The 22,758-nt window shown below is 66.9% G+C and carries 28 protein-coding genes and 1 riboswitch; of the genes, 12 read left to right on the top strand and 16 right to left on the bottom strand.

Translation table 11 applies throughout. The annotated features are described in order from the left end of the window. A partial coding sequence (locus VML93_RS12995) for a citrate/2-methylcitrate synthase (RefSeq protein WP_325611131.1) occupies window positions 1-199 on the top strand: 199 nt, incomplete at its 5' end. A 48-nt stretch (window positions 200-247) separates the two neighbouring features. Here the strand turns inward: VML93_RS12995 and VML93_RS13000 are convergent. Both VML93_RS13000 and VML93_RS13005 read right to left on the bottom strand, forming a co-directional pair. After that, window positions 248-964 carry a sterol desaturase family protein gene (locus VML93_RS13000; RefSeq protein WP_325611133.1) on the bottom strand — a complete coding sequence of 239 codons (717 nt, stop codon included), beginning with the start codon at window positions 962-964 and terminating at the stop codon, window positions 248-250. Between the two features lie 64 nt (window positions 965-1,028). Continuing rightward, complete coding sequence (locus tag VML93_RS13005; RefSeq protein ID WP_325611135.1) at window positions 1,029-1,637, bottom strand: TetR/AcrR family transcriptional regulator; 609 nt, start codon at window positions 1,635-1,637, stop codon at window positions 1,029-1,031. 306 nt (window positions 1,638-1,943) lie between these two features. On the opposite strand from VML93_RS13005, the gene VML93_RS13010 reads away from it, so the two are divergent. Beyond that, entirely contained in the window at window positions 1,944-2,402 is a 459-nt protein-coding gene (locus tag VML93_RS13010; protein WP_325611137.1) for a VOC family protein, read from the top strand. On the opposite strand, the gene VML93_RS13015 is transcribed toward VML93_RS13010, so the two are convergent. From VML93_RS13015 to VML93_RS13025, 3 genes are all read right to left on the bottom strand, one after another. Next, window positions 2,395-4,095 carry an FAD-dependent oxidoreductase gene (locus tag VML93_RS13015; protein WP_325611139.1) on the bottom strand — a complete coding sequence of 567 codons (1,701 nt, stop codon included), beginning with the start codon at window positions 4,093-4,095 and terminating at the stop codon, window positions 2,395-2,397. The genes VML93_RS13010 and VML93_RS13015 overlap by 8 nt on opposite strands. Window positions 4,096-4,125: 30 nt before the next feature. Then, a complete protein-coding gene (locus VML93_RS13020; protein WP_325611140.1) occupies window positions 4,126-5,148 on the bottom strand; it encodes a diiron oxygenase in 1,023 nt (340 codons plus the stop codon). 152 nt (window positions 5,149-5,300) lie between these two features. Further along, window positions 5,301-6,668: a CCA tRNA nucleotidyltransferase gene (locus tag VML93_RS13025; RefSeq protein ID WP_325611141.1), complete on the bottom strand. Its 1,368-nt coding sequence runs from the start codon at window positions 6,666-6,668 to the stop codon at window positions 5,301-5,303. An 81-nt stretch (window positions 6,669-6,749) separates the two neighbouring features. Here VML93_RS13025 and serC point away from each other — a divergent pair, with 81 nt between their 5' ends. Further along, window positions 6,750-7,874 carry a phosphoserine transaminase gene (gene serC / locus VML93_RS13030; protein ID WP_325611143.1) on the top strand — a complete coding sequence of 375 codons (1,125 nt, stop codon included), beginning with the start codon at window positions 6,750-6,752 and terminating at the stop codon, window positions 7,872-7,874. Between the two features lie 119 nt (window positions 7,875-7,993). Then, entirely contained in the window at window positions 7,994-8,761 is a 768-nt protein-coding gene (gene sepH / locus VML93_RS13035) for a septation protein SepH (RefSeq protein ID WP_325611145.1), read from the top strand. Here the strand turns inward: sepH and VML93_RS13040 are convergent. Genes VML93_RS13040 through VML93_RS13050 form a run of 3 tightly spaced genes read right to left on the bottom strand, consistent with a single transcriptional unit; the run spans window position 8,758 to window position 10,261 of the window. After that, window positions 8,758-9,045, bottom strand: coding sequence for a DUF2537 domain-containing protein (locus VML93_RS13040; RefSeq protein WP_325611147.1), 288 nt, complete (start codon window positions 9,043-9,045; stop codon window positions 8,758-8,760). The genes sepH and VML93_RS13040 overlap by 4 nt on opposite strands. Further along, complete coding sequence (locus VML93_RS13045; RefSeq protein WP_325611149.1) at window positions 9,042-9,869, bottom strand: RNA methyltransferase; 828 nt, start codon at window positions 9,867-9,869, stop codon at window positions 9,042-9,044. Before VML93_RS13045 ends, VML93_RS13040 begins: the two co-directional genes overlap by 4 nt. Then, entirely contained in the window at window positions 9,866-10,261 is a 396-nt protein-coding gene (locus tag VML93_RS13050) for a MarR family transcriptional regulator (protein WP_414686348.1), read from the bottom strand. The genes VML93_RS13045 and VML93_RS13050 overlap by 4 nt, the downstream gene beginning before the upstream one ends. A 219-nt stretch (window positions 10,262-10,480) precedes the next feature. Here VML93_RS13050 and VML93_RS13055 point away from each other — a divergent pair, with 219 nt between their 5' ends. Both VML93_RS13055 and VML93_RS13060 read left to right on the top strand, forming a co-directional pair. Continuing rightward, on the top strand, window positions 10,481-10,756 hold the full coding sequence (locus VML93_RS13055) for a DUF2530 domain-containing protein (RefSeq protein ID WP_325611152.1): 276 nt from the start codon (window positions 10,481-10,483) through the stop codon (window positions 10,754-10,756). A 44-nt stretch (window positions 10,757-10,800) separates the two neighbouring features. Beyond that, a complete protein-coding gene (locus VML93_RS13060) occupies window positions 10,801-11,256 on the top strand; it encodes an SRPBCC family protein (protein WP_325611153.1) in 456 nt (151 codons plus the stop codon). On the opposite strand, the gene VML93_RS13065 is transcribed toward VML93_RS13060, so the two are convergent. Next, window positions 11,253-12,056, bottom strand: coding sequence for a DUF3027 domain-containing protein (locus tag VML93_RS13065; RefSeq protein ID WP_325611155.1), 804 nt, complete (start codon window positions 12,054-12,056; stop codon window positions 11,253-11,255). The two genes, VML93_RS13060 and VML93_RS13065, sit on opposite strands and share 4 nt — an antisense overlap. 195 nt (window positions 12,057-12,251) lie before the next feature. On the opposite strand from VML93_RS13065, the gene VML93_RS13070 reads away from it, so the two are divergent. Both VML93_RS13070 and VML93_RS13075 read left to right on the top strand, forming a co-directional pair. Beyond that, on the top strand, window positions 12,252-13,883 hold the full coding sequence (locus tag VML93_RS13070) for an MFS transporter (protein ID WP_325611157.1): 1,632 nt from the start codon (window positions 12,252-12,254) through the stop codon (window positions 13,881-13,883). Next, entirely contained in the window at window positions 13,880-14,368 is a 489-nt protein-coding gene (locus VML93_RS13075) for a DUF2771 domain-containing protein (RefSeq protein ID WP_325611159.1), read from the top strand. The genes VML93_RS13070 and VML93_RS13075 overlap by 4 nt, the downstream gene beginning before the upstream one ends. 101 nt (window positions 14,369-14,469) lie before the next feature. Here VML93_RS13075 and VML93_RS13080 read toward each other — a convergent pair whose 3' ends face one another. The 3 genes from VML93_RS13080 to VML93_RS13090 form a co-directional block, all read right to left on the bottom strand. Next, window positions 14,470-15,471 carry a glutathione S-transferase family protein gene (locus tag VML93_RS13080; protein WP_325611160.1) on the bottom strand — a complete coding sequence of 334 codons (1,002 nt, stop codon included), beginning with the start codon at window positions 15,469-15,471 and terminating at the stop codon, window positions 14,470-14,472. Between the two features lie 3 nt (window positions 15,472-15,474). Then, window positions 15,475-17,424 carry an acyl-CoA dehydrogenase family protein gene (locus tag VML93_RS13085; protein ID WP_325611162.1) on the bottom strand — a complete coding sequence of 650 codons (1,950 nt, stop codon included), beginning with the start codon at window positions 17,422-17,424 and terminating at the stop codon, window positions 15,475-15,477. A gap of 104 nt (window positions 17,425-17,528) precedes the next feature. Next, window positions 17,529-17,936: a cold-shock protein gene (locus VML93_RS13090; RefSeq protein ID WP_325611164.1), complete on the bottom strand. Its 408-nt coding sequence runs from the start codon at window positions 17,934-17,936 to the stop codon at window positions 17,529-17,531. 164 nt (window positions 17,937-18,100) lie between these two features. Between VML93_RS13090 and VML93_RS13095 the strand changes: the two genes are divergently transcribed. The 4 genes from VML93_RS13095 to VML93_RS13110 all read left to right on the top strand — a co-directional run bounded on the left by VML93_RS13095 (window position 18,101) and on the right by VML93_RS13110 (window position 21,139). Continuing rightward, window positions 18,101-18,520: a YccF domain-containing protein gene (locus tag VML93_RS13095; protein ID WP_325611166.1), complete on the top strand. Its 420-nt coding sequence runs from the start codon at window positions 18,101-18,103 to the stop codon at window positions 18,518-18,520. After that, the gene (moaA, locus tag VML93_RS13100; protein WP_325611168.1) at window positions 18,517-19,596 is read left to right on the top strand and encodes a GTP 3',8-cyclase MoaA; all 1,080 of its coding nucleotides are present in this window, start codon (window positions 18,517-18,519) and stop codon (window positions 19,594-19,596) included. Before VML93_RS13095 ends, moaA begins: the two co-directional genes overlap by 4 nt. 1 nt (window position 19,597) lies before the next feature. Next, complete coding sequence (locus tag VML93_RS13105) at window positions 19,598-19,861, top strand: MoaD/ThiS family protein (protein ID WP_325611170.1); 264 nt, start codon at window positions 19,598-19,600, stop codon at window positions 19,859-19,861. Between the two features lie 206 nt (window positions 19,862-20,067). Beyond that, window positions 20,068-20,285: riboswitch (cyclic di-AMP (ydaO/yuaA leader) on the top strand. Window positions 20,286-20,293: 8 nt separating this feature from the next. After that, a complete protein-coding gene (locus VML93_RS13110) occupies window positions 20,294-21,139 on the top strand; it encodes a transglycosylase family protein (RefSeq protein ID WP_325611171.1) in 846 nt (281 codons plus the stop codon). Between the two features lie 13 nt (window positions 21,140-21,152). On the opposite strand, the gene VML93_RS13115 is transcribed toward VML93_RS13110, so the two are convergent. Genes VML93_RS13115 through VML93_RS13130 form a run of 4 tightly spaced genes read right to left on the bottom strand, consistent with a single transcriptional unit; the run spans window position 21,153 to window position 22,745 of the window. Continuing rightward, window positions 21,153-21,578, bottom strand: coding sequence for a molybdenum cofactor biosynthesis protein MoaE (locus VML93_RS13115; protein ID WP_325611173.1), 426 nt, complete (start codon window positions 21,576-21,578; stop codon window positions 21,153-21,155). Beyond that, window positions 21,575-22,057: a MogA/MoaB family molybdenum cofactor biosynthesis protein gene (locus VML93_RS13120; protein WP_325611175.1), complete on the bottom strand. Its 483-nt coding sequence runs from the start codon at window positions 22,055-22,057 to the stop codon at window positions 21,575-21,577. Before VML93_RS13120 ends, VML93_RS13115 begins: the two co-directional genes overlap by 4 nt. After that, window positions 22,057-22,548, bottom strand: coding sequence for a cyclic pyranopterin monophosphate synthase MoaC (gene moaC, locus VML93_RS13125; RefSeq protein ID WP_325611177.1), 492 nt, complete (start codon window positions 22,546-22,548; stop codon window positions 22,057-22,059). Before moaC ends, VML93_RS13120 begins: the two co-directional genes overlap by 1 nt. Window positions 22,549-22,556: 8 nt before the next feature. Further along, entirely contained in the window at window positions 22,557-22,745 is a 189-nt protein-coding gene (locus VML93_RS13130; RefSeq protein ID WP_325611178.1) for a hypothetical protein, read from the bottom strand. Window positions 22,746-22,758: the final 13 nt, after the last annotated feature.

Genomic DNA, 22,758 nt, shown 5'->3' on the forward strand with positions numbered 1-22,758 from the left:
GATCCTGGACTTCGCCCGGGTGCCGGCGAACATGATGCCGGCGATGTTCACCTGTGGACGCACAGCCGGATGGTGCGCGCACATTCTCGAGCAGAAACGACTCGGCAAGCTGGTCCGTCCGTCGGCCATCTACGTCGGGCCGGGTCCGCGCAGCCCGGAGTCTGTCGTCGGCTGGAACCGGGCACTCACCACCGCATAAGCCGCCCGGGTACAGCGAAATCTTCGTCGTCGCAGGCGGTCCAATAGCCTAAGGCCCGCCCCTTTTTCTCCCTAACTCCTGGCCCGTTGCTACAGCCGGCTTCTTGTACGTCCCAAACAGCCTGTCTCCGTATGTCATCACCACAGATAAGTTGGTGGGACGCCTTTCGGAATGATGCAATTCGTGGGCGGACGCGGCCGGCAGCAACCAGCGGGGATAGAACTTCATGTCATAGCCGCTGTGCGTGATCACCATTGCGGTTGTGTTCGCCACCGCGTACGCGACCACCACGAGCGGATGCGCCCCGAGCACCAACGGCGGAACGTACAGGCACAGCATCACCATCAAGCCCTCAGCGGGGTGCACGACGAAGTTGGTCCAAATGGTCAGGGGCGACTGCACGCGGTGGTGCATGTAGTGCACCTTCTGGAACACGAAGCGGTTGCCGTGCTCTAGCCGGTGCCACCAATAGGTCAGAAATTCACCGATCACCATGAAGCAACCGAGCTGGCTGACGAATGCCACCAATGTCGGTGCGGCGGTGGGCACTTCGTCCACCCAAGGCCGGAATATCCGATGCAGAATGAAGAAGAGTACGGCTGCACCGACATAAGTCGACATGATGCGGAACCCCAGCTTGCACGCGGCCGTCGCCGAGATCCTCTGGTAAACGGCGACGTCGAAAACCGAGTAGACGACGCCGGTCAGCAACACCACTGCGACAACCACGGGCAGGAAATACAGCGGGAACTCGAAGAATCCCACGCCCAAATGATCCAACGTCCAGTTCCAAATCGGTTGTAAGAGTGAGTGATTCAAGGGTCCTCTACTAGCCGTCGTGACCGGTACCGGTCAGCAGGCGGTGGGCCGCCAGCCGCAGTTCCGTAATGCATTGCTCGACGGTGATGTCGCCGACGCCGAGCAGCGCCAGATCGGCAAAAAAGACCCGGCCGAGCACCGTTAGTGCCGGGTCAAGGGACAGTGACTCGGGCACGTTTTCGACCGCGCCGCCCAACAGATCCAGGAACATCTGACGTACACCCAAGCGAAACTGGTCGGCGACCGGGCCCTGTGCCAGCACCGAGGCCATGGTGGCGCGAACCATGGGCAGATCCGAGGCGGCTTCCCGCACCACTTGCTCGATGGCAACGTCGACGGCGGCAACCGGTTCGATCGCCGCCGCGATGGCCTGCGGGATGCGCTGGGCGACTTCGTGACCCCAGGCCAGGGCGGCCTCGCAGACCACGTGTTCTTTGGATGCGAAATACCGGTACGTCGTCGCCCGCGATACGCCGGCGGTTGTCGCGATCAGCTCCATCGCCACGCCTTCATGGCCATGCTCGCGGATCAGCTGCCGAGCGGCCTGCAGGAGCCGCGCACGAACTTCCAACTGGCGCGCATCCAGCGTGCGATGGATGGTCAACGTCGTTGCGCTCATTCGGGCGTCCCTATGCGGTCGCGATACCAATGTTGATACAGTTGTCTCATCTATGATCGATACATTTGTATCAGCTGCTGTGTCAGTTCGCAAGCAGGTTGTTCAATGCCTGTCGGCCCGAGGGACTCAAGAACCGGGTGGACAACTCACGTCGCGGTAGGCCATGAAGCAGCGGCACGAACCAAAACTTGTCGGTGCCCCGCGGTTGAATGGCCCCCGTGCGATGACTTCTCGTCGCGCGTCCGGTCTATATCCGTGAGCCCGGGTCAAGGGTTGGCCCGGGATACCGACAGCAAGGAGACCACAGTGCCGATCAACGTCGAACCCGCCGTCACCCCGCACCTCGTCGTCGGCGACGCCCCTGCCGCGATCGATTTCTACGTCAAGGCTTTTGGCGCGGAGGAACTCGGCCGAGTGCCAGGGCCCGACGGCAGACTGGTCCACGCGGCGGTGCGCATCAATGGTTCCCTGGTGATGCTCAACGACGACTTTCCGGAGATGTGCGGTGGCAAATCGATGACTCCGACGTCACTGGGTGGAACCCCGGTCACGATCCATCTGACCGTCGATGACGTCGACGCCAAGTTCCAGCGCGCGCTTGACGCCGGCGCCACGGTCGTGGCCCCGCTGGACGACCAATTCTGGGGAGACCGCTACGGCGTAGTCGCCGACCCGTTCGGCCACCACTGGTCGCTGGGACAGCCGGTGCGCGAAGTCAGCCCGGAGGAGCTCCAGGCGGCGATGGCCGGTCAGGGAGCTAGCTGACCGACAGTTCGCGCAGCCGATCCCCGAGTCGGCGTCGCAACGGCGGCGCCGGCTGGGGTGTGGCGGCGGCAGCCAGCATGTCGGCCACATTCGTGAACTTGTTGCGCGGCCGGCCGTCGTCACTGCCCCGGGCAATTTCGGCGGCGTCGATGGCGCGCCATCCCGCCGAGTCCACGGCGTCGGGTTGACGAGCCCGCACCAGCTTGTTCAGCGCCGGACCTTTGGCCACCGGATCGGCCAGCTTGCCCGCGTTGTAGTCGGCCACCAGCGCCTGCACGGTTTGCAGCGAGCAGGACTTGTTGGTGCCGATGAAGCCGGTCGGCCCGCGCTTGATCCAGCCCGCGACATAGGTGCCGGGCACCGGTCGGCCGGAACCGGGGTCGACGACGCGACCGCCGTCGTTCGGCACGATGGCCGCCGTCTCGTCGAACGGCAGACCGCGAATGGGTTTGCCACGGTAGCCAATTGACGTCAGCACCAGGCCCGCGGCGAATTGGCGCTGTTGCTCGGTCCCGGTGACCGAGAACTCCACCCCGGTCGCACGCTGCTCCCCCAGGACCGCCTTGGGAGTGAGCTGGTATGCCAGCCGGATTCGCGGGCCCGACGCCGGTGCCGACGCGTCACCGAGTTTGCTCAAGATCTCGAGCTTGTTCTTGGTCAGCGGGTCGGAAACGGTCGCCAGATCACGGGCCACCAGCTCGTGGTCACCAGCGTCGAGCACCACGTCAGACGCGGCCGTGAGCCCGATCAGCTCGGGCAAGGTGAACGCCGACTGCGCGGGCCCGCGCCGGGCTGCGATGACCACCTCACGCACCGCCGAGCCCCGCAAGGCCTCGAGCGCATGGTCGGAGATATCGGTGCCGGCCAGGTCGTCCTGGGCGGCGGTGAGGATGCGGGCCACGTCGAGGGCCACGTTGCCGTTGCCGATGATCACGACCCGCTCGTGGCTGAGATCGACCGGCAGGTCGGTGAACTCGGGATGCCCGTTGATCCAGGCGACCAACTCGGTGGCGGTTCCGGTACCGGGCAACCCCATTCCGTCGATCTCCAGCCGACGGTCGTCGGGCGCGCCGACCGCGTAGAGCACGGCGTGGTGGTGGGCCAACAGGTCGGCGTGGCTCAGGTGCTTGCCGACCTCGACGTTGAGATAGAACCGAAAGCGGCGATGACCGGACACGCGGTCGAAAAGCCGGGTGACCCGCTTGGTGCTCTGGTGATCGGGCGCCACCCCGGCGCGCACCAGCCCGTAGGGCGTCGGCAGCTTCTCGAAGACGTTGACGCGTACGCCTTGTTGGACCAACAGCTCGTCGGCGGCGTACATCGCCGCGGGCCCGGACCCCACGATGGCGACCGTCAGCGGCCGAGTGCGTCCCCGCACCTCGGCGGCGGGGAGCACCGGGGCCAGCTTGGAGGACGGCGGCAGCTTCACGTCGGCGGGCCGCTCCGGATAGAACGACGCGTTGATCTCGACGAACGGCAGTTGCTTGGGCTCCAGTTTGGTGTCGGGTGCGATCGCGCCGACCGGGCAGGCACTCACACAGGCACCGCAGTCCACGCAGGCCACCGGATCGATGTAGAGCATCTCCGACGTCGCGTACCCCGGCTCATCCGGAGACGGGTGGATGCAATTCACCGGACATGCGAAGACGCATGACCCGTCATTGCAGCACGACTGAGTAATAACGTGCGCCATTAGCAGTTAGACCTCAGAAAATTCGCGCAGTCACGCAGCCGGGCTAGCGGCCAGGTGCTGGCGCTGCGGCTCGCTGCGGTAGCGCGACGGCTTGCCGTTGATCTTGCACATCCGCCACGCCAGCAGCGCAACCGGATTCATCAGCCCGGTGTCGTAGGCAAGCATCCGGACGTCGGCGAACATGTCGCGCAGCCATTTTCGGGAATCCGCAGACCCGAAGAACAGCTCCCTCTTGACCTCGCGCGGTATGTCGAACTTCCGCCAGAACTCCGAAGGCGGAATCAGGATCGCTCGGCACAATTTGCGCATCGTTATCGGCAAGTACAGCGAGATCCAGAATCGCTTCATCGGGCTCATCTGCGGCAACCGCTTCCGCAGGTACTCGTGGGCGAATGAGATGTGTCGTGCTTCCTCGGCCACGTGGATAGCCATCACCCGATCCATGATCGGATGCACCGCCCTGTCCTCGCGCAGAATGTTCTTCTGGGTGTGGTCGATCGGTTCCTCCCCGGCGAGCACGCCGATGAAGAACAGCACCGGCACCGCACCGGCCACCAGCGGCACGAACTGCGACGCCCAGCGCAGCCGGCGCGGCATCCCCGGGACGTCCGCTCCGATGCGGTTGATCATCTCCTGGAACATCATGGTGTGGTTGCACTCTTCGACAGCTTCGTGCAGGCAGTACCGATATTCCGGTGACCCGTTCGGCATCCAGAACGCGTAGCCCATCAGTCCGCGGATCAGGACCGATTCGAAGTGCAGCCCGACCTTGGCCACGTTGGCCTGGCGCCACATTCCGATCTCGATCTTGCGCTCTTGTGACTGCGCCAGGTACCAAGGGTGGCGGCCCAACGGGTCGGTGTTGGGCAGGATCCACCGGGGATCGTTGTCCGTGACCGCGAACTCCGGCGAGTCCCACTCGATATCGGTGTACGGGTTGAAGCACCGCCGCACAGACCCCTCGGACAATGTGGCGAGCATCTCGACGTACTCGGCGTCGTCGCGCACCTCCATGTTGCGGCGCCAGCGCCGAATCAGTCGCGTCCTGGCCATTCGAAGCCTCCCCCATGAGGTTTGCATGACAACGTTACCCGAGACGGTACCGGCGGTACCGCGAATTCACCAGATCCGTCCGAAGCAGTGTGGGCTGACCAGTGGTCAGCCTCTCAATGTGGGCTAATTCACAAAAATAGCCTGTTCAAAGCCTATTCGTCGAGGAGTTCGCGGGCTTTGTCGAAGAGGACCTCCCGCTCGTTGAGCGAGGGATCTGCGACCACCAAATCGAGTAGCGCGTCGAGCAGCCTGCCTAATGGGGGGCCAGGCGCCATGCCGAGCTCAGCGATGAGATCGTGCCCATTGACCTGGAGCTGACGCATCTCGAGCGGGGGGTCGGCGGCCACGACGCGCGCCACATGTGCCTTCAGGGCCTCCAACACCGCCAAACCCGCCGCCTTGTCGCGACCCTTTCCGCACACGTCGGCCGCGTTGATGAGGTAGAGATCCTCGACTCGCTCTGGGCCCACCCGCCTCATCCAGCGGCGCACGGCGGCATCGCTCCAGTCTGAATACATGATCAGGTGGTGGCGGACGAGTCCGACGACGCGAGCCTTGTCCTCATTGGAGAACCGCAAGCGCGCGAGGATCGGCTCGGCGATCTCGGCGCCGATGCGCTCGTGACCGTAAAAGGTCCAATCGCAAGTCTTTGCGGACCAGGCGCGGGTGCGGGGCTTGCCGACGTCGTGCAGGAGCGCCGCGAGGCGAACGATCGGGTCGCCGGTGCACGCGTCCGCGGCTTCCATCCCATGCCGCCACACGTCGTAAGCGTGGTACTTGTTCTGCTCCATGCCCACGCTCTCCAGCAGCTCGGGGCACGTGACGTCGAGGATCCCGGTGCGACGCATGACCTCGAAGGCCAGTGAGGGTCGGCGCGCCTTCATCGTCTTGATCCACTCGTCGCGCACCCGCTCGGGCGCGACCTTGCGATAGGTGGACAGTGTCGGCGCGATCGCGGCCTCGGTCGCAGCATCGAGATGCAGTTCGAGCGTCGCAGCAAAGCGCGCGGCGCGCAGCACCCGCAACCCGTCCTCGGAGAACCGCTGGAAGGGATCGCCGACAGCGCGCAGAACGGAGGCTGCGAGGTCCGCGCGGCCGTGGAACGGATCGATGAGTCGGCCGTCGCGCAGGTCCACAGCGATGGCGTTGATGGTGAAATCGCGGCGCGCGAGGTCGGCGGTGATGTCGTCGACGAAGTGGACGGTGTCGGGTCGCCGGCCGTCGGAGTAGCCCGATTCGCCGCGCAGCGTGGTCACCTCGTAGTGCGCGTCGTCGGTCACGACGGTCACGGTGCCGTGCTCGATGCCAGTGGGAACCGCGCGGGGGAAGATCCGAAGCAGCTCGTCGGGAGGTGCGTCAGTGCACAGATCCCAGTCGTTGACAGAACGCCCCAGCAGCAGATCGCGCACGCAGCCACCGACGATCCAGGCCCGCTTGCCCTCGGCAAGCAACCGCGTGCTGAGCGCGAAGACACCTTCGGGGACCAGTGCGCGCGAAATGCTGGCGGCGGTGTTAGCCATGGGGCCCAAGTTTATTGCTCACGTGGGGTACAAACGGCCCGCTGCGTCGGCGCGACCAGACCGCTCACTACCCTGGTGATCATGGCTGAGCCGCTTCAGATACCCGCTGACATCAAACCCCGCGACGGCCGCTTCGGGTCCGGTCCGTCCAAGGTCCGCCCCGAGCAGTTGCAGGCGCTGAGCACCACCGCTGCCGCGCTGTTCGGCACGTCGCACCGGCAGGCGCCGGTGAAGAACCTGGTGGGACGGGTGCGCTCGGGGCTGGCCGACCTTTTCTCCATCCCGGACGGCTACCAGGTCATCCTGGGCAATGGCGGTGCGACGGCGTTCTGGGACGCCGCGGCGTTCGGGCTGATCGACAAGCGCTCGCTGCACCTGACCTACGGCGAGTTCAGCTCGAAGTTCGCCTCCTGCGTCGTCAAGAATCCGTTCATCGACGACCCGATCATCATCAAGGCCGATCCGGGCAGCGCACCGGAACCCAAGTCCGATCCGTCCGTCGACGTGATCGCGTGGGCGCACAACGAGACGTCGACCGGGGTCGCGGTGCCGGTGTGCCGCCCGGCCGGCTCGAATGACGCCCTGGTCGTCATCGACGCGACCTCGGGCGCCGGCGGCCTGCCGGTCGACATCGCCGACACCGACGCCTACTACTTCGCGCCGCAGAAGAACTTCGCCAGCGACGGCGGCCTCTGGCTGGCCATCATGAGCCCGGCCGCGCTGGCCCGGGTCGAATCCATCGCCGGTTCCGGCCGCTGGGTCCCGGACTTCCTGTCGCTGCCGATCGCCGTCGAGAACAGCCTGAAGGACCAGACGTACAACACGCCCGCGATCGGCACCCTGGTGCTGCTGGCCGAGCAGCTCGACTGGATGCTGGGCAACGGCGGCCTGGACTGGGCGGTCAAGCGCACGGCGGACTCGTCGCAGCGGTTGTACTCGTGGGCGCAGGAACGGCCCTACACCACACCGTTCGTCGCCGACCCCGCGCTGCGTTCCCAGGTAGTGGGCACGATCGACTTCGTCGACGACATCGATGCGGCAGCCGTCGCCAAGACCTTGCGGGCCAACGGCATCGTCGACACTGAGCCGTATCGCAAACTCGGCCGCAACCAGCTGCGGGTCGCGATGTTCCCGGCGGTTGAACCCGACGACGTCAGCGCACTGACCGAGTGCGTCGACTGGGTGGTCGAGCGCCTCGCCACCTAGGGAAGGTACCCCCGGCCCGGCATGCCCCCGCGTGTCAGCGAGGTTAACGGCGTTTGTCGCACTAGAGTGCGCACCTATCAGGTCCGTGCTGACCTGCACGGAGCCTGCTAGGAGATGCCATGCGGGAACTCAAAGTGGTCGGGCTCGACGCCGCCGAGAAAAACATCATCTGCGAGGGCGACAATCCCGCGGAAAAGTTCACGCTCCCGGCCGATGACCGACTGCGGGCGGCCCTGAGCGGCGACCTGACAGAACCTCAACCTCAGCAACCACACCTCGACATCGAAGTCACCAACATGCTGAGTCCGAAAGAAATTCAGGCCCGCATCCGCGCGGGCGCGTCCGTCGAGCAGGTGGCCGCGGCGTCGGGCTCCGATATCGCCCGGGTTCAACGGTTCGCCAACCCGGTGCTGCTGGAGCGCTACCGCGCCGCGGAGCTGGCGACGGCCGCTCACCCGCTGCTCGCCGACGGGCCCGCGGTGTTGACGCTGCTGGAGACCATCGCGGCCTCGCTGCTGACGCGCGGCCTCGAACCCGACCGCCTCAGCTGGGACGCATGGCGCAACGAAGACAGCCGCTGGACGGTGCAGCTGACCTGGAAGGCAGGCCGTTCCGAGAATCGCGCGCACTTCCGCTTCACCCCTGGCGCGCACGGCGGGGTCGTCACCGCGATCGACGACGGGGCCAGCGAGCTGATCGACCCGGACTTCAAACCACCGCTGCGGCCACTGGCGCCGGTGGCCCACATCGACTTCGAGGAGCCGGCCAAGCCGGCCGAGCCCAAACAGGAAAAACCGGAGCAACCGGCTACCAGCCGACGCAGCAAACCGGCCGTTCCGGCCTGGGAGGACGTGCTGCTCGGGGTGCGCTCGGGCAGACAGCGCTAAGCAGCCCCCGACGACGTCAGCGCCAGCAACGCCAGCCACGCCCCCGCGACGCCGACGCCTGCGCCCAGCACAAACCACCGGAGTACCGGCGTGCGCCGCCAGCCCCACACCGTCGGCGCGAGTCCCCCGACGGCCACGACGTTGAGCCCGACGGCCAGCAGCGGATGCACCCTGATCAGTCCGAGGCTGAGCACCACAATCGCGGCACCGGTGACCGCGGCGACGAAACCGGCCACCGTCAAACCGGTTCCCCACGGCTCGATTTGGTGGCGCTCGTCAGTCACGCGCCGAGCCTAACCCGCTCGTAGAAGGCCAGCGCCGCAGCGGTCGCGACGTTGAGCGAGTCGGTACCCCGCGACATCGGGATCCGCACCCGCACGTCGCTGCGCCGCAGTGCGGCCGCCGTCAGTCCCGGGCCCTCGGCGCCCACCAGCACCGCAATCCGCTCATCGCGGACGGCCGCCATCGCCTCCGACAGCGGGCGGGCATCGCCGTCCGGGGTCATCGCCAACAACCGGAAGCCGTCTTGCTTCAGTTTCACCAGGTCGGCGGGCCAATCGGTGGCCCGTGCATACGGCACCAGCAATGCATGCCCCATGGACACCCGCACCGCGCGGCGGTACAGCGGGTCAGCGCAGCCGCTGCCGAACACCATCGCATCCACGCTCAGCCCCGCCGCGTTGCGGAAGATCGAGCCCAAGTTCTCGTGGTCGTTGACGCCTTCGAGCACCGCGACGGTACGGGCGCCGTCGACCACCTCGGCAATGCTGGGCTCCGGCACCCGCCGGGCGGCGGCCAGCACCCCACGGTTGAGGTGGAAGCCGACCACCCGCGCCATAACATCGGCGGCGACCCGATAGTAGGGGGCCTGGGGTGCGCCGGCCAGATCTTCGGTGAGCTCGGCCAGCCTGCGGTCGGTACCCAGCAGCGCAAACGGGGTGAACCGGGACGCCAGCATCCGCTGCACGACCAGCACACCCTCGGCGATCACCAGCCCTTTGCCGGTCGGCAGGTCGGGACGACGGTCGACGCTGTTCAGGTCGCGGAAATCGTCGAGCCGCGGATCGTCGGGATCTTGGACGTCCACGACGCCCAGAACGTCGCTCACGGGCGTAGGTCGGCCCTGTCATCCACTAGGGCCAACATCAGATCGGCGGCGCTGCGCAGGATGTCGCGCTGCTCGTTGTCCAGCGTCGCCAACCGCTCGGCCAGCCACTCCTGGCGGGCACGACGGGCGGCCTTGACCAACTCAGCCCCGGACTCCGACACCGAAACCAGCACCTGGCGGCCGTCGACGGGGTGTGGGGCGCGATCGACGAAACCCATGTCGGCCAGGGAGGCAACCACCCGCGTCATCGACGGCGGCCGGACGCGTTCCCGAATCGCCAGCGCGCCGGGCGTCATCGCCCCCTCGTTTGCCAAAGTCGTCAGCACCGACAGCTGCGACAGCGAAACCGGCGACTGCGGATTGCGAAACCGCAGTTGTCGGGCCAGCCGCATGACGGCCAACGACAAGTCGCTGGCCAGGCGGGCATCGCTGTCAGGCACAGCGCGAGGTTACAACGGAACCCGCGAACGGACACTAGAAATGACAACGACGGACTTCAACCCATTACGCGGCGCGGCACACTTTGACCGGCGAAAAGCATCCACCGATTGACCACAGTCGGCTCAAGTCGTGAGTGCGGCCGTTGCGGTCGCCAGGCTAGATTGATCGCGATGCCTGCCGACTCTGACCAGAACATCGAGCCACCCCCGCTGCCGGACACGCTGCTCAAGGTGTGGCCGGTCATCGCGGTCGGCGCGCTGGGCTGGCTGGTCGCAGTGGCCGTCGCGTTCCTGGTACCGACCCTGGCAAGTTGGCGTCCGGTGGCATTGGCCGGGCTCGCCGTCACAGGGGTCGGGACCAGCATTTTCTTATGGCAGCTCGCCGCTGCCCGTCGCGGCGCACGCGGCGCGCAATCCGGACTCGAAACCTTTCTCGACCCGAAATAGCTTGCCCAAAGCCATTCGATAACTACGCATTTCCGGGAGGACCAGTGGTAGCCCCACTATTGCAAGCACAGGTCGACATCGACGCGCCGGCCTCGAAAGTCTGGGCGTTGATAACCGATTTTCGGCGAATGCCGGAATGGAGCCCGCAATGCCGCTGGATGAAGCCTTTCGGCCCGGTGCGCCAGGGCACTCGCACCCTCAACTTCAACCGTCGCAATCGCTTGTTCTGGCCCACGACGTGCACCGTCATCGAGGTCATCCCGGAGAAGAAGCTGGCGTTCCGCGTCGACCTCAACGGCACCGTATGGAGCTATGAGCTCGAACCCAACGGCGCGGCCACCCGAGTGACCGAGACCCGGCACGCCGAAAACGGCGTCAGCGCGGTTTCGAACCTGGCTGTGAACGCGGTCCTGGGCGGGACCACAACCTTCGAACGCGAATTGCTCGACGGCATGAACACCTCGCTGGCCAACATCAAAGCCGCGGCCGAACGAGGCTAGGCGGGCGGCTCCGGTTCACTGGGCTGCACGGCCGGCGTCTCGACAATGTCGAGGATGCCGTCGTCGTACGGCTCATACGCCGGCGAGCCGATGGCCGCTGCAGCGGGTGTGTCGGAATGGGCGCCGCAGCCGTACAGCTTGTCGACGACGTGCCCGTCGGCGGAGAGCTCGTTGCCGCATACTCCGAACATGCTGCTCAGCGATCCGGCCAGGGGTAGGAAGAAGCCACAGTCGCGGCACACCCGCTTGGTAGACCGCGCCATCGCCGACGACGGACCGTAGTCGCTCTCGTGCCACCGTTCGGCGGCCTCCGCGCGGCCCCAGGCACTCATCACCCAGCGCCGGCCGAGTCCGAGCTCGACGGCAGTCTCGTCCACCAGCGGGTCACCGCTGGCGCTGTAACCGGGAACCAGCCGCGGGTCGTCCGGAGCCGGGGCGAGCAAGTCACCAGGGCTCAAATCCCCCGGCCTGACCCGCTGCTCCCACGGCACCCACTGGGGCGCCAGCAGCGCCGTCGGCCCCGGGATCAGCACCACCTCGCTGACCGTGGCGTGCTCGGCACCGGGATACCCGGCGACCACGACCGCCCACTGCCACCCGTGATAGCCGGGCAGATGCGCCAAGAACCGGTGGGTCGCGGCGGCCGGGTCCTCGTACCCGACGCCCAGGTAGTCACCCACCGTGTCGGCGCCACTGAACTCCGCGACGGCCTGCCTGGCCTGGTCAACCGCACCCGTGAGCACCGCCGCCAATGCCTCGGGCCACTCGGCCACGATGGCCTCCTCGATGGGTCCGCTCACGCTCTCCCTCTCTCCACTGCGTATCCAATACTGCCGAAAACCCGGTTCGCGAGCCACACCGGCTATCTGCAGACGCGCGGAGTCGGCATAGGACAGAATTGAACGGTGTCTGGACGGCGGCGTGATCATCCGGGAGGCGCGGCCCCCAACCCGGGCCGCCGACCCCCCGATGGACCGTTAAACCAGCACCCGGGCATGGCCAACTACCCCCCGGCCGACGACACCGACTATCGCCGGACGCGACGCCCACCGCCGATGCCCAGCGCCAATCGCTACCTCCCGCCGCTCGGCGAGCAGCAGCAACGGCCGCCACCGCGCGCCGCGCCGCCGCCACCCCCACATGGGCGGCCGCCGCTGCACGGCCCCGGTCCCACTTCCGGCGAAAGGATCACCGTCACCCGGGCCGCGGCGATGCGCAGCCGCGAAATGGGTTCCCGGATGTACTGGATGGTCCAGCGGGCCGCCACCGCCGACGGCGCGGACAAGTCCGGACTGACCGCGCTGACCTGGCCGGTGGTGGCAAATTTCGCAACCGACGCGGCGATGGCCGTCGTGCTTGCCAATACTTTGTTCTTCGCCGCGGCCAGCGCGGAGAGCAAGTCCAAGGTGGCGCTGTACCTGCTGATCACCATCGCGCCGTTCGCGGTCATCGCGCCGCTGATCGGCCCGGCCCTGGACAGGCTGCAGCACGGCCGCCGGGTCGCGCTGGCGGCGTCGTTCGCGCTTCGCACGCTGCTGGCAGTGGTGCTGATCATGAATTACGACGGCGCGCACAACAGCTTCCCGCCCTGGGTGCTGTATCCGTGCGCGCTGGCGATGATGGTGTTCTCCAAGTCGTTCAGCGTGCTGCGCAGCGCGGTGACACCCAGGGTGATGCCGCCAACCATCGACCTGGTCCGGGTCAACTCCCGGCTGACGGTTTTCGGTCTGCTCGGCGGGACCATCGCCGGCGGTGCCGTTGCCGCAGGCGTCGAGGTCGCGTGCACCAAGCTATTCCAGCTGCCCGGCGCGCTGTTCGTGGTCGTTGCGGTCACGCTGGCCGGCGCGTTCCTGTCGATGCGGATTCCGAGCTGGGTCGAGGTGACCGCAGGTGAGGTCCCGGCCACGTTGAGCTATCACCGCGACAGCCCCCACCCGCAGGTCCGGTCGCAAGGAGCCAAGAACATTGACCCGTCATTGCGACAACCGTTGGGCCGCAACATCATCACCTCGCTGTGGGGTAACTGCACGATCAAGGTGATGGTCGGCTTCCTGTTCCTGTACCCGGCGTTCGTTGCCAAGGCGCAACACGCCGGCGGCCTTGCCCAGCTTGAACTGCTCGGCATGATCGGGGCGGCAGCCGGGATCGGCAATTTCAGCGGGAACTTCATCGCCGCTCGCCTCAAATTGGGCAGGCCGGCCGTGATGGTGGTGCGCTGCGCGATCGCGGTCACCATAGTTGCCCTGGCCGCCGCCGTGGCCGACGACCGAGTGATGGCGGCAGTCGCCACCCTGATCACGTCTGGCGCCAGCGCCATCGCCAAGGCCTCGCTGGACGCCTCACTGCAGCATGATCTGCCCGAAGAATCGCGGGCGTCGGGATTCGGGCGGTCGGAGTCGACGTTGCAGCTGGCCTGGGTGCTCGGCGGCGCACTGGGTGTCCTGGTGTACACCGAGTTGGCGGTGGGGTTCACCGCGGTCAGCGCCCTGCTGATCCTGGGCCTTGCGCAGACCATCGTCAGCTTCCGCGGTAACTCGTTGATCCCCGGCCTCGGCGGCAACCGCCCGGTGATGGCCGAGCAGGAGATCACGCGACCCGGCACCATACCTTCGGGAGCACGGCAGTGAAACGCGCTGTCGCCGTGCCACTCGCGATTGTGGTGTTGCTGCTGGCGGTGGGGGCCGGGGTCGGCGCGTGGTTTTGGGCGCGCAAGCCAGGTCCGCAGCTACCTGAGATCAGCCTCTACTCACGTGGCCATCTGACCCGCGTGGGCCCCTATCAGTACTGCAACGTGCTCAACCTCACCGACTGCCAGAACCCCGAGACCGAAGGCGAATTGCGGGTCAGCACACGCTATCCGGTGCAGCTCTCGGTTCCTGACGCCATTTCCCGCGCGCCCTGGCAGCTGTTGCAGGAGTACGAAGATCCAGACAGCCGCATCACCACCTTCTTTCGCCGGGGCACGAGGCTGGCGGTCACCATCCCGACCGTCGACCCGGTGCGCGGCCGGCTTCTCGGGATCGTCGTACAGTTGCTGACGGTGGTACGCGACCAGTCCGGTGAATTACAGCCGGCCTCGCACGCGGAATGGTCCGTGCGCCTGGTCTATTGATCGGGCCGAGCTGGGGGCACTCCCGCTGCCCAGCACCGACCAACCAGCGCGAGCCACGCGCCGTCACGGCGACGAGTCCGCCGTAACGAACTTGCCCGGCGCTACGCTCCGTGACCGGCCGGCACCCGCTCGCTCTCGACCGTCGGCCCGGGCGGCGTCCCGTCCCCAAAAGGCTTTCCTCCCAACACTTCCCGACCATGCGGGGTCAGCCACCCGGACAGATCGGGTCCCTTCGGCACGATGCCGGTGGGGTTGATGTCGGCGTGCACGATGTAGTAGTGCTGCTTGATCTGGACGAAGTCGGTGGTATCGCCGAAACCCGGCGTCTGGAACAGGTCTCGGGCGTAGGCCCACAGCACCGGCATCTCGGACAGCTTGCTGCGATTGCACTTGAAATGGCCTTGGTAGACGGGGTCGAAGCGGGCCAGTGTGGTGAACAGGCGCACGTCGGCCTCAGTGATGGTGTCCCCCATCAGATATCGCTGATCGGCCAGTCGCTCGCTCACCCAGTCCAGCGCGGTGAACAGCCGATCGTAGGCGGCTTCATAGGCCTCCTGCGAGCCGGCAAAACCGCACCGATACACCCCGTTGTTGATCTCGGTGTAGATCTTGCGACTCACCTCGTCGATCTCGGCCCGCAACTCCGGGGGGTACAGCTGTGCTGCGCCGTCGCGATGGTAGGCCGTCCATTCCGTGGAGAAGTCCAGCGTGATCTGGGGGAAATCGTTGGTGACCACCGCTCCGGTGGGGACGTCGACGATCGCCGGGACGGTAATGCCTTTGGGGTAGTCGGGGAAGCGCTTGAAGTACGCGTCCTGCAGTCGCGGGATCTTGAGCACCGGGTCGACACCGCCCGGATCGAGGTCGAACGTCCAACTCCGCTGGTCATGGGTGGGGCCGCAAAACCCAATGGAGATAGCGCTTTCCAAGCCCAGCAGGCGCCGCACGATGATCGTGCGGTTAGCCCACGGACACGCCCGCGCGACGACCAGCCGGTACCGGCCGGGCTCTACCGGATAGCCGTCGCGCCCGTCGGCGGTGATGCGGGTGGTGATGTACTTTGTGTCGCGATTGAACTCACCCTTGCCGACGTAAGAACCCATGATTCACAGTTTCGCGTCGGATGGCGACACCGTCAGGAACCGCCGGGCCACGTTGGCCTCGGTGGACGGACCCGGTTCCCAGTGTGCGATCCACGGCCCGGTGCCCGCCGACTGATCGACGATCCCTTCCTCCAGCCAGGTATAGCGGCCTTCCAGCACCGCGTCGGTCAGCCGAACGTCACTGCTGTCGGTGTTGGCCCACAGCCCGTGGAACAATGCCTCGACCCGCAATGTCGCTTGCTCACAGAATGTTTCGGCCAACTCGTAGGCCTGCCGACCGACAACCGGATCCTTGCCCCGCTCAGCCTCGGCCCGGACACACGCGGCGGACATCGCGAACAGCTCCGCACCGATATCGACGATGCGTCCCAGGAATCCCTGCTTCTCCTCCAGCTTGGCCTGCCAGCGCGCCATCCCGTAGAAGGTGTTGCGGGCCAGCTTGCGGGAGGAGCGCTCGACGAACCTCAGGTGCGACGCCAGCACGCCGAACTGACTGTAAGATGTGGGGCGTTGGCCCTCACCAAAGACCAACTGCGGCAGCCACTTTGCGTAGAAGCCGCTGGCACCCACCGCCGCGGCGGCTTTTTGCCGCAGATCGGCGTCAGGCTTGGCGAGGTCGCCGGCTGCGGTCAGGTGTGCGTCGACGGCCTCCCGCGCGATGAGCAATCGCATGATTTCGCTGGATCCTTCGAAGATGCGGTTGATCCGCAGATCCCGCATCGACTGCTCCACCGGCACCGCACGCTCCCCGCGCGCCGCCAGGGATTCGGCCGTCTCGTAACCCCGGCCGCCGCGGATCTGCATCAGCTCGTCGGAGATCACCCAGGCCATCTCGCTGGACCACAACTTGGCCAGCGCCGCCTCGATCCGGATGTCGTTGCGGCCTTCGTCGGCCATCTGACCGGACAGTTCGAGCACCGCATCGAGCGCGTAGTTGGTGGCGGCGATAAACGAGATCTTCCCGGCAACCGCCTCGTGCTTGCCCAGCGGCTTGCCCCACTGCACCCGTTCGCGTGACCACTCGCGCGCGATCTTCAGCGACCACTTGGACGCTCCCGTCGCGATGGCAGGTATCGACAGCCGCCCGGCATTGAGCGTGGTCAGCGCGATCTTCAGGCCATCGCCCTCCCGGCCGATCAGGTTTTCGCGGGGAACCCGAACCCCGTGCAGCCTGGTGACGCCGTTCTCGATGCCGCGCAGTCCCATGAACTTGTTGCGCCGCTCCACGGTGATCCCGGGGGAATCGGCCTCGACGACGAACGCGCTGATACCGCCGCGGTGCCCCTCACTGCGGGGCACCCGGGCCATGACCACCAGCAGGTCGGCCACCACGCCGTTGGTGGTCCACAGCTTCACGCCCTCCAGCTCGTAGGCCTGTCCGTCCTCGATCGGGGTGGCCGTCGAAGCCAAACGCGCTGGGTCGGAGCCCACGTCGGGCTCGGTGAGCAGAAACGCCGAGATGGCGCCGGCCGCGCAGCGCGGCAGGAACTTCTGCTTCTGCTCGGGGGTCCCGGCGAGCTTCAGCGGTTCGGGCACCCCGATCGACTGATGAGCCGACAGCAGCGCACCGAGGCTGGGGTGAACGGACGACACCAACATCAGCGCGCGGTTGTAGGCAACCTGCGACATGTTCAGCCCGCCATACTCGGACGGGATCTTCATTCCGAAGCAGCCCAGCCCGGCCAGACCCTTGACGTACTCGTCGGGAATCTGCGCATCACGCTCGATCACGGCGCCGTCGACGGTGTCGAGAAACTCCCGCAGCTTCTGCAGAAACGCGCCGGTGCGCGCCTCCTCGGCGTCGGTCGGCCTGGGGAAAGGATGTATCAGCTCCAACGGAAACCGGCCAAGGAACAGCTCTTTGGCGAAAGATGGTTTGTCCCAACCGCTTTCGCGAGATTCCTCGGCGAGTGCCCGTGCTTGCTCTGCGGTCACCTGCGCTTGCTTGGCCATCGATGCCTCCTGAGTATCAGTCCTGTGCCCGTGATACCACAGCACAGAAATACCCGCTTCGGGTCCGATTTCCCAGAGGTTTTACGCGTCCGTCAGAAGTCGGCTCAGGCCTCGAACTCCCGCGCGACCGCCTTGACCACTTCGGAGACGCGCCGAGCCGTCTTGCGATCCGGGTAGCGGCCCTTGCGCAGCTCGGGCTGCACGGTGCTCTCCAGCAACGTGATCATGTCCTCGACCATGCCGTGCAACTCGTCGGGGCTGTGCTTGTGCTCAGCAGGCGCCTCGCGGCGCGTCTTGGCAAGGCTTGGAGGTGGGTCGATCAGCTTCAGACTCAGCGCCTGTGGGCCGCGACGCCCGGACGCGACTCCGAACTCCACCCTCTGCCCAGTCTTGAGCGCCTCGACACCCGCGGGCAAAGCCGACGAGCGGACATAGACGTCCTCGCCGTCCTCCTGCGACAAGAAGCCGAACCCCTTTTCGGAGTCGTACCACTTCACCTTGCCGGTCGGCACTGGTCTCACCTGCTTTGTCTGACGGATCGTTAAGATGGGCAACTGAAGAAGCGTCCCGCCGTGCGCAGGACGCAATGTGGTTCCTGATCCTACTCGGATGGTTCTGCGCGAAGCACCCCTGATTACCGGTAACTCGGTAGTGTGGCAGTACCGCTGGAGGAAAAATGCGCCTGATTCTGAACGTCGTCTGGGTGGTTTTCGGTGGTTTTTGGATGGCCCTCGGCTACCTGCTCGCCGCGCTCCTCGGCTTTCTGTTCATCGTCACGATCCCGTTCGGCTTCGCGTCGCTGCGGATCGCGTCGTATGCGTTGTGGCCGTTCGGCCGGAAGGTCGTCGACAAGCCGAACACGGGGACTCCGACGCTGATCGGCAACGTCGTCTGGATCGTCGTGGCCGGCTTTTGGCTGGCGATCGGCCACCTGGCCAGCGCGGTGACGACGGCGCTCACCCTCGTCGGTATTCCGCTTGCGCTGGCTCACCTCAAGCTGATACCGGTATCGCTGATGCCGCTGGGCAAGGAGATCGTTCCGGTCGACTCGAAGACGCAAAACGCGAAGACGCAACACCAACGGATGGCCGCATGACGCTGACGGCGTTGGGAGTACCGACGGTGCGGGGCCGCCCAGCCGACGCCGACGTCGCAGCGGCACCCTCGGACGGCCCGCTGCTGGACACCTTCGGCAGGGCTGCCACTGATCTGCGGGTGTCGCTGACCGACCGCTGCAACCTGCGCTGCAGTTATTGCATGCCGGCCGACGGCCTGGACTGGCTGCCCCGCGAGCAGTTGCTGCGGCCGGACGAGCTGGCCCGGCTGATGAACATCGCGGTCACCCGGCTCGGCGTCACCAGCGTGCGGTTCACCGGTGGCGAGCCGCTGTTGGCCCGCCACCTCGAACAGGTGGTCGCGGCGGCGGCCGGCCTGACACCGCGTCCCGAGATCTCGCTGACCACCAACGGTGTGGGACTGGCGTCGCGGGCCTCCGCTCTCGCCGAAGCGGGCCTGGATCGGGTCAACGTCTCGATGGACAGCGTGGACCGCGAGCGCTTCACCGCCATCACGCGCCGCGACCGCCTCGCCGACGTGCTGGCCGGTTTGGCCGCCGCCAGTGCCGCGGGTCTGACGCCGGTCAAGGTGAACGCCGTGCTCGACCCCCACACCGGCCGCGAAGATGTCGTCGAGCTGTTGCGGTTCTGTCTTGAGCACGGTTACCAGTTGCGGGTCATCGAACAGATGCCGCTGGACGCCGGACACGAGTGGCGCCGGGGCGCCGCGCTGGGCGCCGACGACGTGCTGGCGGCGCTGCGGCCGCATTTCCGGCTGCGGCCGGATCCGGCGCCGCGCGGTTCGGCACCGGCCGAGCTCTGGCTGGTCGACACCGGCCCCAACACCCCGGCCGGAAAGTTCGGTGTCATCGCCTCGGTGTCGCACGCCTTTTGTTCGACCTGCGACCGTACCCGCCTGACGGCCGACGGCCAGATCCGCAGTTGCCTGTTCTCCGCCCAGGAGACCGACCTCCGCGGCCTGCTGCGCGATGGTGCGGGCGACGACGCGATCGAAGCGGCGTGGCGCGCCGCGATGTGGGCCAAGCCGGCCGGCCACGGCATCAACGACCCCGACTTCATCCAGCCCGAACGCCCGATGAGCGCGATCGGCGGTTGAGTTGCCTGATACCGGAATTCAGGTGACCGTCCGGTTCTTCGCTGCCGCGCAGGCCGCCGCCGGCGCCGAGTCGGAGACCGTGACGCTACCGCCGGGCGCCACGGTCGCCGAGTTGGTCGACGGCCTGGCCGCCCGGGGTGCGCGGCTGGCGACGGTGCTGAGCCGATGCTCATACCTGTGCGACGGAATCGCGGTTCGCGACGAGACCACAGCGTTGCGCTCCGGTGACACGATCGATGTCCTTCCGCCATTCGCCGGCGGATGAAAATGTGAGATGCGTCACGTAACGGAACGATAACGGCGCGGACACGCTCCGATTTCGGTCGATAGTGACCTGCGCAAATCTCGTGCGTTCCTGGCGATTTATCAGATGTCTCAGGGGAAAAGGCCGGGTTTCGTAAAAAGTGACGGGGCCGACAGAAACCGCTAGCGTCTGCGGAGGCTCGCCAAGCTAACCCGTGGCGTTCCTCCCTCCCTATCGCGCCGAGCTCCATCCAATAGGCGGGGGATACCGACCGTGGATGGAGGCGGGGGACCCACCGGTCCACCGCGATCGGATTGGGGCCGTTAACTTTTGCGGCTCCTTGGGGTGAAGCCTGCGCTGTGTCCCTCGGGATACGTCGCGGGCCGGGTGGCCTCTCCAACCCGAACCCGACAGCTGACCTCGCAGGCGCGAAGAGAGAGGATCTACCGTCCTATGAGCGGACGTCACAGAAAGCCCGCTAGCTCGGGCGTCAGCGTCGCCAAAATCGCCTTCACGGGCGCAGTCCTGGGTGGCGGCAGCATCGCCATGGCCAGCCAGGCGGGCGCAGCCACCGACCGGGAATGGGACGTGGTAGCCAGCTGCGAGTCCGGCGGAAACTGGGCGATCAACACCGGCAACGGGTACCACGGCGGCCTGCAATTTACACAAGGCACCTGGGCCTCGCACGGCGGAACCCAGTACGCCCCGTCAGCGCAGCTGGCCACCCGGGAACAGCAGATCGCGATCGCTGAGCGCGTGCTGGCGACCCAGGGCCGCGGCGCCTGGCCCGTGTGTGGTCACGGCCTGTCGGGCCCGACCCCGCGCGAAGTTCTTCCCACCACCGAGGTGGGGCTGAACGCGCCGCTGGACGCGCCTGGGGTCAACGGCGAGCCGGCCCCGCTGGCCCCACCGCCCCCGCCGCCCCCGGACGCGCCGCCGCCTCCGCCTGCACCTCCGCTGCCAGACGCTCCCCCACCGCCGCCCGCGCCGCCGGTGCAGCTGGCCGCCGACGACCAGCCCGCGCCTCCGCCGGACGCCGTGGCGCCCGCGCCTCCCGCCGACGTGCCGCCCCCGGCCGACGTGCCGCCTCCGGCTGACGTGCCGCCTCCGGCTGACGCCGTGGCGCCCGCGCCTCCGGCCGACGTGCCGCCCCCGGCTGACGTCCCGCCGCCGCCTCCCAGTGCGCCAAAGGAGGCCGAGACCGTCGGCTTCACGCGGCAGCTGTGGCAGGCGATCAAGACGCAGGGCGTGCAGGGCAACGACGCGCTGGACGCGCTCGCTCAGGCGCCCGTCGTCTGACGCTCCGCACGGCCTAGGCCGAGTTCACCCATTCTTCGGTTCCGTCATCGAAGAACTGGTGTTTCCACACCGGCAGCCGCGCCTTAATGGTGTCCACCAGTTGGGCGCATGTGGCGAACGCCGCGTGTCGATGGTCGGCAGCGACTGCGACCACCAGGGCTGCGTCGCCGATTTGCAGGGCGCCGATGCGGTGGCTGGCCGCAATGGCGCGCACCCCGCTGGACTGCTCGGCGACTTCGGTCACCGCCTCGGCAAGGACCTGCGCCGCCGACGGGTGCGCCGAGTATTCCAGCCTGGTCACCCCGCGGCCTCCGTCGTGGTCGCGGACCATTCCGTCGAACCCGACGATGGCGCCGGCCGACTGATGGCTCACCAGCTCCTCATGCTCGGCCAGCGAGATCGGCTGGTCGGTCAGGGTGGCGCGCAGGACCAGCGTCATCGCGTGTGGTCTTCGCCCGCGAGTTGTCCGAGCGCGTGGTCCAACACATCGTCGAGCACACCCAGCCCGTCGCGCACCCCGCCCGGTGAACCCGGCAGGTTGACGATCAGGGTCCGGCCGGCCACTCCGCACACTCCGCGCGACAGCACAGACGTCGGCACCTTCGGCAGGCCGGCGCGGCGGATCGCGTCAGCCAGCCCGGGGATCATGTAGTCCAGCACCGCCACAGTCTGGTCCGGGGTGCTGTCGGTGGGCGAGATCCCGGTGCCCCCGGAGGTGATGATCAGGTCCACTCCGTCGTCCAGCGCGGTGTTCAGCGCCTCCCCGACCGGATTCCCGTCGGCCACAACCTGCGGCTCCACAGACGAAAACCCATGCTGCCCAAGCCATTCAGCGATGATGGGACCACATTTGTCGGTATAGACACCGCTGGACGCGCGGGTCGAGGCAATGATGATTCGTGCCGTTCGGTCGCTCATCACCGTATCCACGTTCCGCTTCGGCCGCCCTCCTTGCGGAGCACTCGAACGTCGTCGATGCGAGCGCCCGGGTCAACCGCCTTGATCATGTCGTAGAGGGTCAGCGCGGCCACGCTGACCGCGGTCAGCGCCTCCATCTCCACACCGGTGCGGTCGGTGCTGTGCACCGTCGCGGTGATCTCGATGTCCGACTCGCCCACGGTGAAGGCGACCTCGACGCCGGTCAGTGCCAGCTGATGGCACAGCGGGATCAGGTCGCTGGTGCGTTTGGCCGCCAGAATGCCCGCTATCCGCGCGGTAGCCAGCGCATCGCCCTTGGGTAGCCCACCGGTGGAGATCAGCGCCAGCACGCTCGCCGAGGTACGCAGCGCGCCAGCAGCGACGGCGGTGCGCCGGGTGGCTCCCTTCTCGGTGACGTCGACCATGTGCGCAGCCCCCCGCTCATCGACGTGCGAGAGCTTGCCACGGGTCGCCTTAGATGCCCTGGGCATCCCGCGACCTACCAGTTGGCGACGGTGACCGGGTGGATGTAGGGCAAGTCGTTGGCGGGCACCGGAAACACCACCTCGCCGTAGGGTGACGAAGCACCCGTGCGGTCAGTCACGAGCTCACTAACCGCATGGTCGTCCGGGTCGGTCGTCGGCCACCCGTTATCCACATACCTGGTTTTGTCAGCCACGGGGATCATTCTGACAGGTTCC

Source organism: Mycobacterium sp. (genome assembly GCF_035499775.1).
In the GTDB taxonomy this organism is placed as follows: Bacteria; Actinomycetota; Actinomycetes; order Mycobacteriales; family Mycobacteriaceae; genus Mycobacterium.